We start from the raw sequence: 14,856 nt of genomic DNA, 5'->3' as shown, positions 1-14,856 counted from the left end.
CGAGCGTCTCAGTCGGCGGCGTATTCGGCAGCTTTTTCTCCGGCGATGCGACCGAACACGGCCGCGTTCGTCAGTCCGGTCCCGCCCGGGTAGTTGTCGTAGAACAGGTCGCCCACGCTGTTGCCGGCGGCGTACAGCCCCGGGACCACGCGGTCGCGGGTGTCGAGCACCTCGGCGTCGGCGGTGGTCGCCACGCCGCCGAACGCGAACGTGATGCCGCCGGTGACCGCGTAGGCGTAGAACGGCGGGTCGTCGACCGGGAGCGCCCAGTTGGACTTCGGCGGCGTCACGTCGGTGGCGTCGTTGCCGTCGAGGACCTGCGGGTCGAACTCGCCGGGGTCGCAGGCCGCGTTGTACGCCTCGACGGTGGCGACGGCCTCACCGGGGCGCTCGCAGCCGACCCGGTCGAGGACGTCCCGGAGGTCGTCGCCGACCACGGGGTCGGAGGGCCCGGTCGCGTCGACCTCGTCGATGGTCTTCGAATCCACGAGGATGAACGCCTTCCGACCCGGCTGCTCGAAGATTTTCCGGCCGAACTTGGCGTAGGTGTGGGCCCGCGCGTCCTCGCCCTCGTCGACGAACCGCTCGCCGTCGTTGTTGAGCAGCAGGCCGTACTGGTAGCCGTCGATGCGGTTCGTCCCGCCCTCGACCGGCGGGGCCGCGGCGTCGATGAGCGCCATGTGCGCCCCGCCCCACTGGCCGACCGCCTTCGCGCCGGCGTCGAGCATCATGTCGATGGCCTCGCCGGTGTTGTACCGGCTCCCCCGGACCGTCATCGCGTCGTAGTCCGAACCGTAGTAGCGGGTGCGCTTCTCGGGGCTCGACTCGTACCCGCCGCAGGCCACGATGGCGGCGCCGCAGTCGAACCGGACGAACCCCTCGTCGGTGACCGCGTCGACCGCCTCAACCCGGCCGTCGCCCGACCGCCGGAGCTCGCGGGCCTCGGCCGAGTAGTAGACGTCGGCGCCGGCGTCGGTCGCCGCCTCGACCAGCGTGTCGACCAGCTCCTCGCCGTCGAACCAGGTGCGGCCGACGGTGTACCCGGAGTTCAGCGGGGTCATGTCCCACTCGACGCCGAGGTCGGTGAGCCACTCGATCGTCTCGCCCGCGTTCTCGACCAGCGTCTCGGCCAGTTCCTCGTCGGCCCGGCCGTTGGTCTGGGCCATGATGTCGTCGTAGAACTCGGCGGTCGTGTAGTCGGGGATGTCGAACTCGTAGCCGTGGTCGGTGAGGTCGGTGTCGGCCGACGGGACCCGGAACGACTCGGTGAACCGGGTGTGGCCGCCCCGCTTCTCCGGGGGCGACTTCTCGAGCATCGCCACGTCACAGCCGCGCCGCGCGGCGCGGTTCCCGGCCGCCAGGCCGGCCATTCCACAGCCGACGACCACCACGTCGTACTGCTCGCGCTGCTCCGGGACCGTCCGGTCGCTGCCATCTTTCGCTGCCATCGACCGTGATATGTTCGACAATCGCAATCAAACTACCGCCGGAGCGCCCGGCTCGCGGAGGGTGGCGGCCGCAGGAGCGGTTCGCGGAGCGGGCTACTCCCGCGGGTCGCTGCCGTACCGCTCGGCGAGTAGCTGCTTGTAGCCCTGGAGCTGGTCGACCGGGTGGCGGCCCTCCGGCGGGCTCCCGACCGCGACGAGCTTGCAGGGGTCGTCGTACGGGTTGTGCAGCATGTGGGGCGCGCCGGCCTCGAACCGGACGACGTCGTCGGTCTCGGCGTCGAACGACCCGTCCTCGGCCTCGACGCGGCAACGGCCCTCGACCACGTAGTAGAACTCCTCCTGGTCCGGGTGGACGTGGTAGGCGTTCTGCGACAGGCGCTCGCCGGGCGCCAGCACCGCGACGTTGAAGTTGTAGTCCTCGATGCCCAGCTGGGGCGACACCTCCCACCGCCGGCCGGGCTTCTCGGGGTTGGTCTCCAGGTCGTCGAGCGACCGGTGGACGTGGTCGTCGCTCATGGCGCCTCTCCGTCTCCGTCGGTGGTCGCGTTCGCCAGCAGCCGGTCGAGCGCGCCCTCCGTTTCGAGGTCAGCGACGGCCGAGGCGACGGCCTCCGCGCGCTCTCGCCCGACGATGGGCTCGGCGCACTCGAAGAACTTCGCGTCGAGCCGCTCGTCCGAGACCGGGTTGTTGGGGCTGCCCGGCGCGTACTTCTCGACCGCCTCGAACTCGTCGCCGTCCCTGGTCGTCACGGTGACCCGCGCGCCGTAGCCCGCGAACTCGCCGCCGAAGAGGTTCTCCTCGAAGTCGCGCTCGACCTTCGCCGTCACCTCGCGCGTGCGCGGGTCGGTCACGTACTCGTCGGAGAACTCCCGGACGCCGGCGTCGCCCTCCCGGAGGACGGCGGCCAGGCAGAACTCGATGGAGAACTTCGCCTGGAGCGCGTCGTCGGGGTCGGCGTGGATGAGCATCTCGGAGGCGGCCTGGTCGAGCGCGACCCGGACCGACTCGACGTCCGCCGGCTCCAGCCCCTCGCGCTCGACCAGTTCGCGCAGCGCGTCCATCGCGGCGTGGGTGATGACGCCAGAGGGGTACGGCTTGAACCCGATGTCGTGGACCGCCCACGTCTCGCCGAGGTCCTCGGTGATCTCGGCCGGGTCGTAGTCGCCGCCGGGGGTCATCACCTCGCCGTAGCCGATGTCGCCCTCGAACACGGCGTCGTCGGCCGTGAACCCGGCCTCGGCCAGCGACGCCGCCCGGACGCCCATCTGGGCGGCGTGGCCCGCGTGGAGCGGCTTGGTCATCGTGCCGAAGTTCTTCTTGAGCGACGACGAGCACGACGCCGCGATGCCGAACGCCCGGGCGGTCTCCTCGGCGTCGAGACCCAGCGCCGACGCCGCGGCCGCCGCCGCGCCGAAGGTGCCGACGGTCCCCGTGCTGTGCCACCCGTTATCGTAGTGGCTCGGGTAGGTGGCGTGGCCGGTCCGGAACGCGGCCTCGGCGCCCACGACGTAGGCCGTCAGGACGTCGCGCCCGGAGCCGCCGGCAACCTGCGCCCCGGCGAGCGCGGCCGGGAACACCGGCGACGTCGGGTGGATGACGATGGACTCGAACGTGTCGTCGTAGTCGATGGCGTGGCCGAACGCGCCGTTCGCGAGCGCCGCGCCCGGCGGACTCGCGGCGCCGCGGCCGAGCACGGCCGCCTCCTCGCCCGGCAGGCACCGGTCGACGTACGCCGAGATGCGCTCGCCGACGCCGTGCTCCGAGCCGTACAGCGCGACGCCGAGGTAGTCCTGGATCGCTCGCTTCGCCTTCTCGACCGCGTCGGTCGGGATGTCGTCGTACGTCGTCGTCGCTGCGAACTCGGCTAACGCGGAAGTCTCCTCCATGTGATGCGGTATCGGGCCACCCGATTAAAGTCGTACCGACGCGCCACCGAATATTTATAAGACGTCCGGGCATGGGTTGGGATGACACACCGATGCGCCACGTCGGAATACGCTTCCACGGACCATGAACCGAAACGACCGGGCCATCGTCGGGTTCACGATGCTCGCCCACGCGATGTTCCACACCTACGAGCTCGCCATCCCAATCTTCGTCACGGTGTGGCTCGACGCGTTCGCCGCCACGGAGGCCACGCTGGGCCTCGTCGTCGGCGCGGGCTACGCCCTCATCGGGCTGGGCGCGCTCCCGAGCGGCGTGCTCGCCGACGCCTACGGCTCGAAGACGCTGGTGCTCGGCTCGGCCGCCGGGATGGGCGGCGGCTTCCTGCTGGTGAGCGTCGCCCCGAACGTGATCGTCCTCAGCGCGGCGCTCGTGCTGTGGGGCGCGGGCGCGAGCCTCTACCACCCGGCGGGGCTCTCGCTGCTCAGCCGGGGCACCGAGGAGCGGGGCACCGCCTTCGCCTACCACGGCGCGGCGGGCAACGTCGGGACCGTCGTGGGCCCGCTGGCCGCGGCGGTGCTGCTGGCGGTCGTGGAGTGGCGGCTCGTCGCCGCGCTGTTCGTCCTGCCCGCGCTGGTCGCGAGCGCCATCGCCGTCCGGCTCTCGTTCGACGAGCGGGCGGCCGCCGACGAGCGCGCGGAGGAGGTCTCCGCGGACGGTCATGGCGACGCCGACGACGATCCGGAGGTGGCCGCCGACGGCGACCCCGGCCGGGCGGACGAGATCGACGCCGACGCCGACCCGGACGTCGGCGCCGACCGCGCGTCGGAGACCGACGACGGCCTCGGCTCGTTCCGCGACCTGGTCCGGGACTCCCGGGCGCTGTTCACGCCCGGCTTCGTCGTCCTGTTCGCCATCATCATGCTGTACGGCCTCTACTACCGCGGCGTGCTGACGTTCCTGCCCGAGATCCTGGGCGGGCTCCCGATGTTCGAGCCAGTCACCCTGTTCGACCGGTCGTTCTCGCCCAGCCGGTACGTCTACGCCGGCCTGCTGTCGGTGGGCGTCGCCGGCCAGTACGCCGGCGGGAAGGTCAGCGACATGATCGAGACCGAGTACGCGCTGGTCGCGACGTTCGCGGCGCTGGTCGTCGCCGCCCTCCTCTTCGTCCCCGCGTCGAACGCCGGCGTCGCGCCCCTGCTCGCGGTGTGCGTGCTGCTGGGGTTCTTCGTCTACGTGGCCGCGCCGGTGTACCAGGCCACCATCGCCGACTACGTCGCCGACGACAGCCACGGCCTCTCGTACGGGTTCACCTACCTCGCGATGTTCGGCGTCGGCGCGCTGGGGGCCGCGATGGCGGGGACCGTCCTGACCTACGCCGGGTCGAGCGCGCTGTTCGTCCTGCTCGCCGGCCTCGTCGCGCTCGCCGGCATGCTCAGCGTCTACCTCCTCGTGCGGGACTGATTCGCTTTCCGTCGGTCCCTACTCCAGCGACCGGACCACTTCCTCGCGGAGGTCCTCGCCGACGTCCCGCGGATTCGTCTTGATGCGGCGCTCCTGGAGGAGCGTGTTCTCGACGATCTCGTCGGCGTCGTCCGGCCCCAGCCCGAGGTCGGCGAACGACCCCGGCAGGCCGACGCTGTCTCGGAGTCGCTCGCACTCCGCGAGCAGCGCCTCGGCGGCCTCGTCGGTGTCGTCGTCGACCTGTGCCACGCCGAGGGTCCGCGCGACGTCGGCGTACTGCTCGCGCCGCGCGGGGAGGTTGTAGTGCAGCCCGGCGGTCAGCGACGCCGCGAGACACTCCCCGTGGGGCCGGCCGGTCATCCCGCCGACGGTGCTCGCCAGCGCGTGGACCGCGCCGAGCCCGGCGTTCGAGAACGCGACCCCCGCGAGGTGGGCGCCGAGGCTCAGGTCGCGCCTCGCCTCGCGATCGTCGTCCTCGGGGTCACCGGCAGCGGCGACCGCCCGCTCGTACGACCCGTGGACGAGTTCGAGCGCCTGCCGCGACAGGGGCCGCGAGACGGGATTCGCCCCCTGGTAGTTGATGGGCCGGGGAGCGACCTCCAGGTAGTCCCGGGCGGTCAGCGACTCCAGCGCGTGGACGAACGCGTCGAACCCCGACCGGGCGGTCACGGCCCGCGGGAGGCCGTGCGTGAGCGCCGGGTCGACCAGCGCGACGTCGGGTCGCAGCAGCTCGTCGCTGATTCCGCGCTTCACCCCGTCGTACGCGACGACCGCGGTCTGGGTCGCCTGCGACCCGGTGCCGCTGGTCGTCGGGATCGCGACCGCGGGCGCCACCGGCCCGGGGACGCTGTCGACGCCGAGGTAGTCGGCGGCCGACCCGCCGTGGGCCAGCAGCGCGGCCGCGACCTTCGCGGTGTCCAGACACGACCCGCCGCCGACCGCGACGACGCCGTCGACGTCCTCGTCGGGCAGGTCCTCGAAGTCGTCGACGCTGGGCTCGGTCGTCGCGTAGTGGACGGTCGGCTCTGCGTCGAGACCGGCGAGCGCGGCGTCGAGCACGCCCGCGGCCTCGACGCCCTCGTCGGTCACCACGAGCGGCGATTCGACGCCCAGCTCTGCGAGCGTCTCGGGGAGGCGGTCGACCGCCCCCTCGCCGAACTCGGTCTCGGGCGTGGCGAAGGCTATCCGGTCGGCTGTCGGGTCGCTTCGGTCGTCCATACTCTCTCGGGCGACCGGCGAACGGATAACAGTAGGTGGTGCTCCGACTTCCTTCTCCAGTAGTGAGTGCGGATACTAGTAGCTCTCTACAGATACACCGTCAAGTGACTCGAAGTCGTCTGTATTCTCCGTCACGACTGTCGCACCGGTCTCTTTGGCGACGGCGGCAATCAACACATCTCCAGCGAGGGAGTTTATTCTGTCCCGATTGACGCTCTCGTCTCGGTGTAGTTCCGCTTCCAACTGTCCGGCGATGAAGGCGTGTTCGGTCCGAAAGGGGACGATACGCAGCCACTCGAACTTCGACAGGATTTCGTGTCGGTCGAATTTGCCTTGGAGCTCTCGCCCGACGGCAATCTCCTTGATGTTCAGCGTCGTCGTGGTGAATTCGACCTCTTCGTTCCGTTCGAGGTAGTCTCTCACTTCCTCGCGCCCGGCCCAATAATGGATCAGGAACGTCGTGTCAAGCAGTTTCATCGGCGTCCTCGGTGTCGGCTAGCTCCTCGACCGCCTCTCGCTGTCGTTCTGCGAGTCCGCCACTCGTCCGCTTGCGGGACGTTTCGACCGCTTCTTCGAGCTCTTCGGCCGCTTCTGCGTCGAGCGATCCGAACCCCTCGCGCCAGTCGGCTTTCGTCTCGTCCAGAAGCCGGTCCATAAGGTCCGTGAAGCTCTCGTCCTCCCGTTTTCGGGCTTTCAGACGTTCGTACACGTCGTCCCTGACACCGATGGTCTTCGTTCCCATAGTCTGTGTTTACAAACACAAGCACAAGAATCTGCCGATTGTTTCTACTCTTCAATACGGTAAATAACTGACTGCATTCTCGTTACGGATCCGGACCCCGGCCGGATGTCGGTCCGACCCGGTCACCACCGTCGTCCGACTACGACTCCCGGTCGGTCGCGTACCGCGCTTCGAGGTCGTTGATCTCGTCGAGGCCGGTCACCTCGTCGCGGCCCTCCCACGTGACGACCTCGTCCATGATCTCCTGCTGCGTCCCCTTCTCGACGATCTCGGCGTACACGTCCTGGAGCGCCTTGAGCGCGGCCTTGAACCCGGTCGTGGGGAACAGCGCGATGTCGAACCCGAGGTCCTCGAGCTCGTCGGCCGTCAGCATCGGCGTCTTTCCGCCCTCGGTCATGTTCGCCAGCAGCGGCGCGTCGATGCGCTCGGCCGCCTCCTCGAGTTCGGCGACCGACTCTGGCGCCTCGAAGAAGATGACGTCCGCGCCGGCTTCGAGGTACGCCCGGGAGCGCTCGACCGCCGCGTCGAACCCCTCGACCGCGCGGGCGTCAGTCCGGGCGACGAGCACGAAGTCGCCGTTCTCGCGGGCGTCGACGGCGGCCCGGAGCTTCGCGACCATCTCGTCGGTCGGGATCACGTCCTTGCCCTCGAAGTGGCCGCACCGCTTCGGGAACGTCTGGTCTTCGAGGTGGATGCCCGCGACGCCGGCGGCCTCGTACTCCTCGACGGTCCGGCGCACGTTGATGGGATTGCCGTACCCGGTGTCGGCGTCGGCGAACACCGGCACGTCGACCGCGGTCGCCATCCGGCGGGCGCGGTCGGTCATCTCGGTCAGCGTCGTGAGCCCGACGTCGGGGTAGCCGTGGACCGACGTCGAGACGCTCGACCCCGACATGTAGACGACGTCGGCGCCGGCCTGCTCGACCACCTTCGCGCTCATGGCGTCGAAAGCGCCCGGCGCCACGAGAATCTCGTCGCTCTCGACCGATTCGCGGAACTCGGCTGGCGAGTCTGCCATGGTCGTGGTTCGTCATCGCACACCATAACGTTAAGTGCGCTCGCGCGGACATTCTGCCCGGATTCCGTCGCACGGCGACGCCGCGGAGGTCACAACGACGATGCGCGAACGGACCAGGGCGCTCGCGGTCGCGAGCACCGTCCTCCTGCTGTCGGTGCTGGTGTGGTTCAACTACTCGGCGCTGCTGCCCCAGATCGTCGACGCCTGGTCGCTCTCGGGCGTCCAGGCGGGGGCGCTGTTCGCGGCGTTCCAGGCGGGCTACGTCGTCGCCATCGTCCCCGCGGGGCTGGCGGCCGACCGGTTCTCGACCCGCCGCGTCGTCGCGATCGGCGCGACCGGCACCGGGCTGGCGAGCCTCGCGTTCGCCGCGGTCGCCGGCGGATTCTGGACCGGGGTCGGCCTGCGGTTCCTCGCCGGGGCGTGCATGGCCGGCGTGTACGTGCCGGGGATGCGGTTCCTGAGCGAGTGGTACCCCGAGTCGGTGCGCGGGAAGGCGCTCGGCGTCTACACCGGCGCGTTCTCGCTGAGCACCGGCCTCTCGTTCCTGCTCTCGTCGTCGATCGCCGCCGCGGTCAACTGGCGGATCGGCATCGGCGCCACGAGCGTCGGCGCGGTGGTCGCCGGTCCCCTGATGCTGGCGTTCGCTCGCGACCACCCCGACGCCGCGGTCGGCGACCTCCGGTTCGACCGGAGCTTCCTCTCGAACCGGGCGTACCGGTACGCCGTGGGCGTCTACGCCGGCCACACGTGGGAGGTGTTCGGCGTCCGCAACTGGATGCCGGCGTTCCTCGTGGTCACGCCCGCGGTCGCCGGGGCGTCGAACTCCCAGGTGCTCGCCGGCCTCCTGACCGGCGCGATGATGTCGCTGGGCGGCGTCGGCAACCTGCTGGGCGGGTGGGCCAGCGACTCGGTCGGCCGGATCCCGACCGTCCTGGTCGTGCTCGGCGCCACCGCGTGCATCAGCGCGGTCATCGGCGGCCTCGGCGGGATGCTGTCGCTGCCAGCGCTGACCGCGCTCCTGCTGGTCTACGGTGCGCTGCTGACCGCCGACAGCTCGCCCACCTCGACCGCGGTCACCGAGGTGGTCGCCGACGAGCACGTCGGCGTCGCGCTCTCGGTTCAGACTCTTGTGGGGTTCAGCGCGACGGTCGTCTCGCCGGTGGTCTTCGGGGCGGCCCTCGACGCCGCGGGCTACGCCTGGGCGTTCCCGACGCTCGCGCTCGGGGCGGTGTTCGGTCTCGCCTCGCTGGGGCTGCTCTCGCGGCGGCTCCGGCGGGCCTCGCCCGGGCCGGACGACCCCGCGGTGGCGGGCGAGTGAGAACGGGATGGGAAGGGTGATCCCGACGAAGCTATTTGTACCTGGCCGCGCCAGCTATTCGATACCACATGACGCACGTCGTCGCATGCCTCGACGGTTTCGACCCCGAGTACCTCGCCGCCACCGAGACCCCCGGCTGGGACCGCATCGCCGACGAGGGGAGCGGCGGCACCTGCGAGGGGCTGGTGCCGAGCCTCACCAACGTGAACAACGTCGGCATCGTCACCGCCGCGTTCCCGGCGGAGAACGGCCTGACGGGCAACACCTACTACGACCCCGAGCGCGACGAGCAGGCGTTCATGAACGACCCGTCGCACCTGCGCTGCGAGACCGTGCTCCAGCGCCGGGCCGCGGCCGGCGAGACGGTCGCCGCCTTGGTCGCGAAGGACAAGCTGGTCGAGATGGTCGGCCAGGACTGCGAGGTCGCGGCCAGCGCCGAGAACCCGCCCGACTGGCTCGCGGACGCCGTCGGGGAGCCGCCGGGCATCTACTCCGGCGGGGCGAGCGCCTGGCTGCTGGACGCCGCGGTCCACCTGCTCGATACCCGCGACCTCGACGCGCTCTACGTCTCCACGACGGACGTCATCCCCCACAAGCACGGTCCCGGCGAGCCGGCGGCCGAGGAGTGGGTCCGCGAGATGGACGACGGCGTGGCCGCGCTCGCCGAGCGCGGCGACGCGCTGGTGGCCACCGCCGACCACGGCATGAACCACAAGTCGGTCTGCGTCGACCTCGACGCCGCGCTCGACCGCGAGGGGCTCGACGCCGAGGTCGTCCGCCTCATCACCGACGAGCACACCTATCACCACCAGAACCTCGGCGGAGCGGCGTACGTCTACCTCCGCGACGGGGACGCGGCCGACCTCGACTGGCTCCGCGACGTCGACGGCGTCGAGGAGGTCCTCCCCACGGACGAGGCGGCCGAGCGGTTCCGGCTGCCGGCCGACGCCGTCGGCGACGCGCTCGTGCTGGGCACCGAGTCGTCGGTGTTCGGCCCGGTCGACGACGGCGTCCGGGGCGAGGTCGACCTGCGGTCGCACGGCTCGCACCACGAGCGCGAGGTGCCCTACGTCACGACCACGGGCGCGACGCTCGAGTACAACGTCGACGCGTTCCCGGCGCTCGAATAGCCCGTGACACCGGAACGATGCACGAGCGACCACTGCGCCGGAGAAAACGGGACGAGCCGCGGCCCGACGTCAACGGGAGCGTCGTAACGTGCGGCTTCGCAACGCCGACAGCATGACGGTGCGTCTGCGCGCGGTCCACCGCGACCTCCGCGACCGGCGGGCGTTCGTCGCCTGTCTCGTCGGCACGTGGCTGCTGACCGCGGCGACCCACCACTACATCATCGCGCCGGCCAGCGTGCTCCCCACCGTCGCCGCCGGGCTCGGAGTCACGACGACGAGGGCGGTCTGGCTGGTGAGCGCGGTCCCCGCCTCGTGGGCGGTCACGAACTTCGCGCTCGGGGTCTGGATAGACCGGCTCGGCGACTATCGCATGATCGCCGCCGGGACCGGCATCGTCGTGCTCGCCGGCGGCTGGAGCTGGTGGGCCGCTCGTGAGGGCGCGTTCGCGTCGCTGCTGGCCGCGCGGCTCGTCGCGGGCGTCGCCGTGGGCGTCATCTGGACGGCGTCGACGAACCTGGTCGGCGGGGCCGTCTCGGACGCCAACCGCGGCACGGCCATCGGCGTCTTCATCACGAGCGCTCCGGCCGGGTTCGCACTCGGTCAGCTCTCGGGGCCGCTCGTCGCGGCGCGGTTCGGCTGGCACGCGAACTTCCCGGTGATGATTCTCGGTTCGCTCGTCGCGTTCGCGCTGCTCACGGCGGGCAGACGCGGTCTCGCGGTGGACCCGGAGACGAACACCGCGTCGGTGCGGGCCAACTTCGCCGCCGTCCTCAAACGCCCGGTGGTGTGGTACGGCTGCGCCATGGCGTTCGCCGCCTACTCCTGTTACCTGTTCCTGAACAGCTGGCTGCCGTCGTACCTCGCCCGGGAGTTCGCGCTCTCGACCCAGCTGAGCGGGCTGCTGACGGCGTTGTTCCCGGCGATGGGCGTCCTCTCGCGGGCCGGCGGGGGCGTCATCTCGGACCGGCTGCTGGACCGGCGGCGGCTGCCGGTCCTCCGGGCGGCGTTCCTGGTGTCGCTCCCGCTGGTCGTCCTCATCGCGGTGACGAGGGTGCTCGCGGTGATCGTCGCGGCGCTGGTGGTCGCGGGATTCGTCGTTCAGCTCACGTTCGGCGTCGTGTACAGCTACGTCCAGGAGGTCGTGGAAGCGGAGATCACGGGCACCGCGCTGGCGTTCCTGACGACGGCGGGCATCTCCGGCGCGTTCTCGGCCCCGCTGGTCGCGGGCGCCCTCATCGAAGCCACCGACGCGTACCTGTTCGCGTTCGCCTACGCGACCGCGCTGACCGGACTCGGCCTCCTCCTCTCGTGGTTCGCGCCGGAGTCGGGGGCATCGTCGAAGTGCTTCGGCTCGGACTAACTGTTCGCCCTAAGCCCGTTCGAGTGCGGTTCGGGCCGACCGGACAGTGACCCCAGTTGGTGGCCCGCCAGCTAGATGTCGAACACGTCGAGCCCGGTCCGCTCGTCGAGCTGGTGGGTGAGCGGCGTCTCGCCCAGCGTCACGATGATCTCGAAGGTGCCCGAGACCCGCGCGCCCGAGCAGTGGCCGCCCAGCGACTCGAAGGAGTCGTCGGCGACCTGGATGTGGGTGTGGATCTTGTCCGGGCCGATGTTGCCGAGGAAGCTGGTCACCTCGAACTGGCCGGTGAACTCCTCCTCGCTGTACTCCTGGTCCTCGGTGTCGTAGTGGCCCAGCGTGACCCGGTCGACCGCGCCGATGGCCGACAGGAACCCGTTCTCGATGTCGTACTCCTCGCGGAGCTCCTCGAGCGAGTCGAGGACCTCCTCGCCGGGGTCGAGCCGGACGACGATCCGGTCGCCTTCGCGTACGTGGTCCATGTGTGCGTTCGTCACGACGGCTACGCCCTACTTCGTTTTTCCGCTCGTCCGGAAAACGAGAGCGCGAGCTACCCGGGACTCACTCCAGGTCCGGCCGGGAGAGCTCGGTCTCCTCGGCGGTGATGAACTCCAGCAGCACCGGCGTCCCCTCCTCGGTCTTCTCGACGCCGCGCTCGATGGCGTCGGCGATCTCGTCGGGGTCCTCGACGCGCTCGGCGTGGGCGCCCAGCCCCTCGGCCACGGCCGCCCAGTCGCCGCCGAACGGCGTGTCGTAGCTCGCCATCTCGTAGTTGTTCAGCAGGATCGAGAGGATCGGGATGTCGTACCGGACCGCGGTCTCGATGTCCAGGCCAGTCATGCCGATGGCGCCGTCGCCCCAGACGTTGATGCAGAGCTTGTCGGGGTGGGCGAGCTTCGCGCCCATCGCCAGCCCGAGCCCGTAGCCGAGCTGGGTCGTCTTCCCCCAGCCGACGTAGCTCAGGGGTTCGGTCGACTCCCAGAACGGCGCGAGGAAGTCCCGCGCGTTGCCGGCGTCGTGGGTGACGATGGCGTCCTCGGCGTCGACGACCTCGGTGAGCTCGTTGATGACCCGGTACGGGTTGATCGGCGTCTCGTCGGACTCGAGCTTCGGTCGCCACACGTCGAGCCACTCGGACTCGACCTCCTCGATCTCGGCGACGACGTCGCCGCGCCGGCCGCGCGGCCCGTCGAGGCGGCGGTCGGCTTCTTCGACCATCGCTTCGAGCGTCAGCCTCGCGTCGCCGACGATCGCGTGGTCGCTCTCGACCTCCTTGTCGATATCCGTCGGGTCCAGCGTCGAGTGGACGATCTGGTTGTCCTCCGGTACGGTGATACCGTAGGCGGTGGTCGAGAGGCTGGTGCCGACCCCGAACAGCAGGTCGCACTCGTCGAGGAAGTGCGCGAGCTGGCCGGGCTCGCTCTTCGAGCCCGCGCCGAGCGACAGCGGGTGGTCCTCGGGGAACGCGCTCTTGCCGTTGAGGCTGGTGGCGACCGGCGCCTCGACGAGTTCGGCGAGCTCGCGCAGGGGGTCCCACGCCTCCGCGTAGTGGACGCCCTGCCCGGCGTAGATGACCGGCCGCTCGGCGTCGAGCAGCATGTCGACCGCGGGCGGGACGTCGCCGGGGTCGGGACCGGTCTTCGACGACTCCGCCGGCGTGTAGTCGAAGTCCTCGACCTCCTCGTCCCAGACGTCCATCGGCACCTCGACCAGCGCCGGGCGCGGCCGGCCGTTCCGGGTCGCGCTGAACGCGCGCCGGACGGTGTCGGCGACCGCCTCCGGGTCGGTGAGCTGCTCGCAGGACTTGGTGACGTGCTGGTAGTTGAGGAACGAGTTGAACTTCGGATCGACGTCGGTCGTCGCCCGGTCGTAGCCCCGCGGGAACGCCACCAGCGGGACCGACTCGGCGTACGCCTGCGCGACGCCGCCGAAGGAGTTCTCCGTGCCAGGGCCGTGCTGGCAGGCGAAGACGCCGACCTCGTCGCCCGCGGTGACCCGGCTCACCGCGTCGGCCATGTGCACGCCGGTCCGCTCCTGGCGGACGACGATCGGCTGGATGCCCACCTCCTCGACGGCGTCGGTGTCGAACAGGGGGTTCGACGGGAAGCCGAAGAGGTAGTCGACGCCCTCGGCAGCGAGGATCTCTGCGATCGCTTCTGTCACGTCCATGTCGCTCTCACGCCCATGCCAATGACTCGCGTGCCGCGGTGTTGTAAAGTTAATTATCATCGTTTATGGTTACGAATGCGGCCGCGTCGGGCGACGAGCGGCGAAAACCTCAAAGCGGTTGCGCGTGACGGGTACGGTATGTCAAAGCGTGACGATATCGAGCGGCTCTACGTCCACGAGACGGTCGAGAACGTCGTACCCAAGGAAGCCTTCGTCGAGGCGTTCGCCGACCTCGACGTGCCCGCCGAACTCGTCGGCGACGGCGAGCGGTACGGCCCGACGGACGTCGTCGTCACCTACCGGCCCCGCCCGGAGTTCCTCGACGCGGGCTGGGTCCACTGCGCTCGCGCCGGCTACGACGAGTTCGACGTCGCCGCCTACGAGGCGGCGGGCGTCCCGCTGACCAACTCCAGCGGCATCCACGGCGAGACCGTCGGCGAACTCGCGCTCGACTTCATGCTGTCGTTCGCCCGACTGCTCCACATCTACCGCGACCACCAGAACGAGCACCACTGGTACGAGCCCGACTACGAGCGCCCGTTCACCCTCGGCGGCGAGCGCCTCTGCGTGGTGGGGCTCGGTGCCATCGGGAAGGGCATCGCCGAGCGCGCCGACGCGCTCGGGATGGACGTCGTGGGCGTCCGGCGCTCCGACGAGTCCGTGCCGGGCGTCTCGCGCATCTACGACCCCGACGACCTCCACGAGGCCGTCGGCGACGCCCGATTCGTCGCCATCGCGGCGCCCCACACCCCGGAGACCGAGGGGATGTTCGGGGGCCCGGAGTTCCGACGCATGCGCGAGGACGCCTACATCATCAACGTCGCCCGGGGCCCCATCGTCGACGAGGAGGCGCTGATCGACGCCCTCGACGCCGGCGAGATCGCGGGCGCGGGCCTCGACGTCTTCGAGGAGGAGCCGCTGCCCGAGGACTCGCCGCTCTGGGACTTCGAGGAGGTCATCATCTCGCCCCACAAGGGATCGGCGACCAACCGCTACCACCTCGACATCGCCGACCTCGTGAAGGAGAACGTCCGGCGCTACCGGTCGGGCGAGCGCCTGCGGAACAGAGTGGCGTGAGAGACCGACGCGGGACGGTGAGAGCGACGCG

General features: G+C 70.5%; 14 protein-coding genes. 5 read left to right on the top strand and 9 right to left on the bottom strand.

Annotation, left to right across the window (positions count from 1 at the left end):
* Positions 1–8: 8 nt before the first annotated feature.
* From tcuA to ACQUQF_RS20640, 3 genes are all read right to left on the bottom strand, one after another.
* A complete protein-coding gene (tcuA, locus tag ACQUQF_RS20650; RefSeq protein WP_435181052.1) occupies positions 9–1,448 on the bottom strand; it encodes an FAD-dependent tricarballylate dehydrogenase TcuA in 1,440 nt (479 codons plus the stop codon).
* Positions 1,449–1,541: 93 nt separating this feature from the next.
* Positions 1,542–1,964: a cupin domain-containing protein gene (locus ACQUQF_RS20645; RefSeq protein ID WP_435181050.1), complete on the bottom strand. Its 423-nt coding sequence runs from the start codon at positions 1,962–1,964 to the stop codon at positions 1,542–1,544.
* Positions 1,961–3,334, bottom strand: coding sequence for an MmgE/PrpD family protein (locus ACQUQF_RS20640; RefSeq protein WP_435181048.1), 1,374 nt, complete (start codon positions 3,332–3,334; stop codon positions 1,961–1,963). The genes ACQUQF_RS20645 and ACQUQF_RS20640 overlap by 4 nt, the downstream gene beginning before the upstream one ends.
* 124 nt (positions 3,335–3,458) lie before the next feature.
* Here ACQUQF_RS20640 and ACQUQF_RS20635 point away from each other — a divergent pair, with 124 nt between their 5' ends.
* A complete protein-coding gene (locus ACQUQF_RS20635; RefSeq protein WP_435181046.1) occupies positions 3,459–4,796 on the top strand; it encodes an MFS transporter in 1,338 nt (445 codons plus the stop codon).
* An 18-nt stretch (positions 4,797–4,814) separates the two neighbouring features.
* Here ACQUQF_RS20635 and ACQUQF_RS20630 read toward each other — a convergent pair whose 3' ends face one another.
* From ACQUQF_RS20630 to ACQUQF_RS20615, 4 genes are all read right to left on the bottom strand, one after another.
* Complete coding sequence (locus ACQUQF_RS20630) at positions 4,815–6,014, bottom strand: iron-containing alcohol dehydrogenase (RefSeq protein WP_435181044.1); 1,200 nt, start codon at positions 6,012–6,014, stop codon at positions 4,815–4,817.
* A 75-nt stretch (positions 6,015–6,089) separates the two neighbouring features.
* A complete protein-coding gene (locus ACQUQF_RS20625; RefSeq protein ID WP_435181042.1) occupies positions 6,090–6,491 on the bottom strand; it encodes a type II toxin-antitoxin system VapC family toxin in 402 nt (133 codons plus the stop codon).
* Positions 6,478–6,756, bottom strand: a complete 279-nt coding sequence (locus tag ACQUQF_RS20620; protein ID WP_435181040.1) for an antitoxin VapB family protein — start codon at positions 6,754–6,756, stop codon at positions 6,478–6,480. Before ACQUQF_RS20620 ends, ACQUQF_RS20625 begins: the two co-directional genes overlap by 14 nt.
* A 139-nt stretch (positions 6,757–6,895) precedes the next feature.
* The gene (locus tag ACQUQF_RS20615; RefSeq protein WP_435181038.1) at positions 6,896–7,774 is read right to left on the bottom strand and encodes an isocitrate lyase/PEP mutase family protein; all 879 of its coding nucleotides are present in this window, start codon (positions 7,772–7,774) and stop codon (positions 6,896–6,898) included.
* A gap of 100 nt (positions 7,775–7,874) precedes the next feature.
* On the opposite strand from ACQUQF_RS20615, the gene ACQUQF_RS20610 reads away from it, so the two are divergent.
* From ACQUQF_RS20610 to ACQUQF_RS20600, 3 genes are all read left to right on the top strand, one after another.
* Positions 7,875–9,092: an MFS transporter gene (locus tag ACQUQF_RS20610; RefSeq protein ID WP_435181036.1), complete on the top strand. Its 1,218-nt coding sequence runs from the start codon at positions 7,875–7,877 to the stop codon at positions 9,090–9,092.
* Positions 9,093–9,160: 68 nt separating this feature from the next.
* Entirely contained in the window at positions 9,161–10,222 is a 1,062-nt protein-coding gene (locus tag ACQUQF_RS20605; RefSeq protein WP_435181034.1) for an alkaline phosphatase family protein, read from the top strand.
* Between the two features lie 88 nt (positions 10,223–10,310).
* On the top strand, positions 10,311–11,582 hold the full coding sequence (locus ACQUQF_RS20600) for an MFS transporter (protein ID WP_435181032.1): 1,272 nt from the start codon (positions 10,311–10,313) through the stop codon (positions 11,580–11,582).
* A gap of 71 nt (positions 11,583–11,653) precedes the next feature.
* Here the strand turns inward: ACQUQF_RS20600 and ACQUQF_RS20595 are convergent, their stop codons facing one another.
* Together ACQUQF_RS20595 and ACQUQF_RS20590 are read right to left on the bottom strand one after the other, a co-directional pair.
* Positions 11,654–12,061 (bottom strand): PPC domain-containing DNA-binding protein, encoded by a 408-nt coding sequence (locus ACQUQF_RS20595; RefSeq protein WP_435181030.1) that lies wholly within the window; start codon positions 12,059–12,061, stop codon positions 11,654–11,656.
* Positions 12,062–12,140: 79 nt separating this feature from the next.
* On the bottom strand, positions 12,141–13,808 hold the full coding sequence (locus tag ACQUQF_RS20590; RefSeq protein ID WP_435181029.1) for a thiamine pyrophosphate-requiring protein: 1,668 nt from the start codon (positions 13,806–13,808) through the stop codon (positions 12,141–12,143).
* Between the two features lie 78 nt (positions 13,809–13,886).
* On the opposite strand from ACQUQF_RS20590, the gene ddh reads away from it, so the two are divergent.
* Positions 13,887–14,825 (top strand): D-2-hydroxyacid dehydrogenase, encoded by a 939-nt coding sequence (ddh, locus tag ACQUQF_RS20585; protein WP_435181028.1) that lies wholly within the window; start codon positions 13,887–13,889, stop codon positions 14,823–14,825.
* Positions 14,826–14,856 lie beyond the last annotated feature (31 nt).

The organism is Halorussus sp. AFM4 (assembly GCF_051194995.1).
Classification (GTDB): Archaea; Halobacteriota; Halobacteria; order Halobacteriales; family Haladaptataceae; genus Halorussus.
This window is presented reverse-complemented; position numbering and strand designations above follow the sequence as displayed.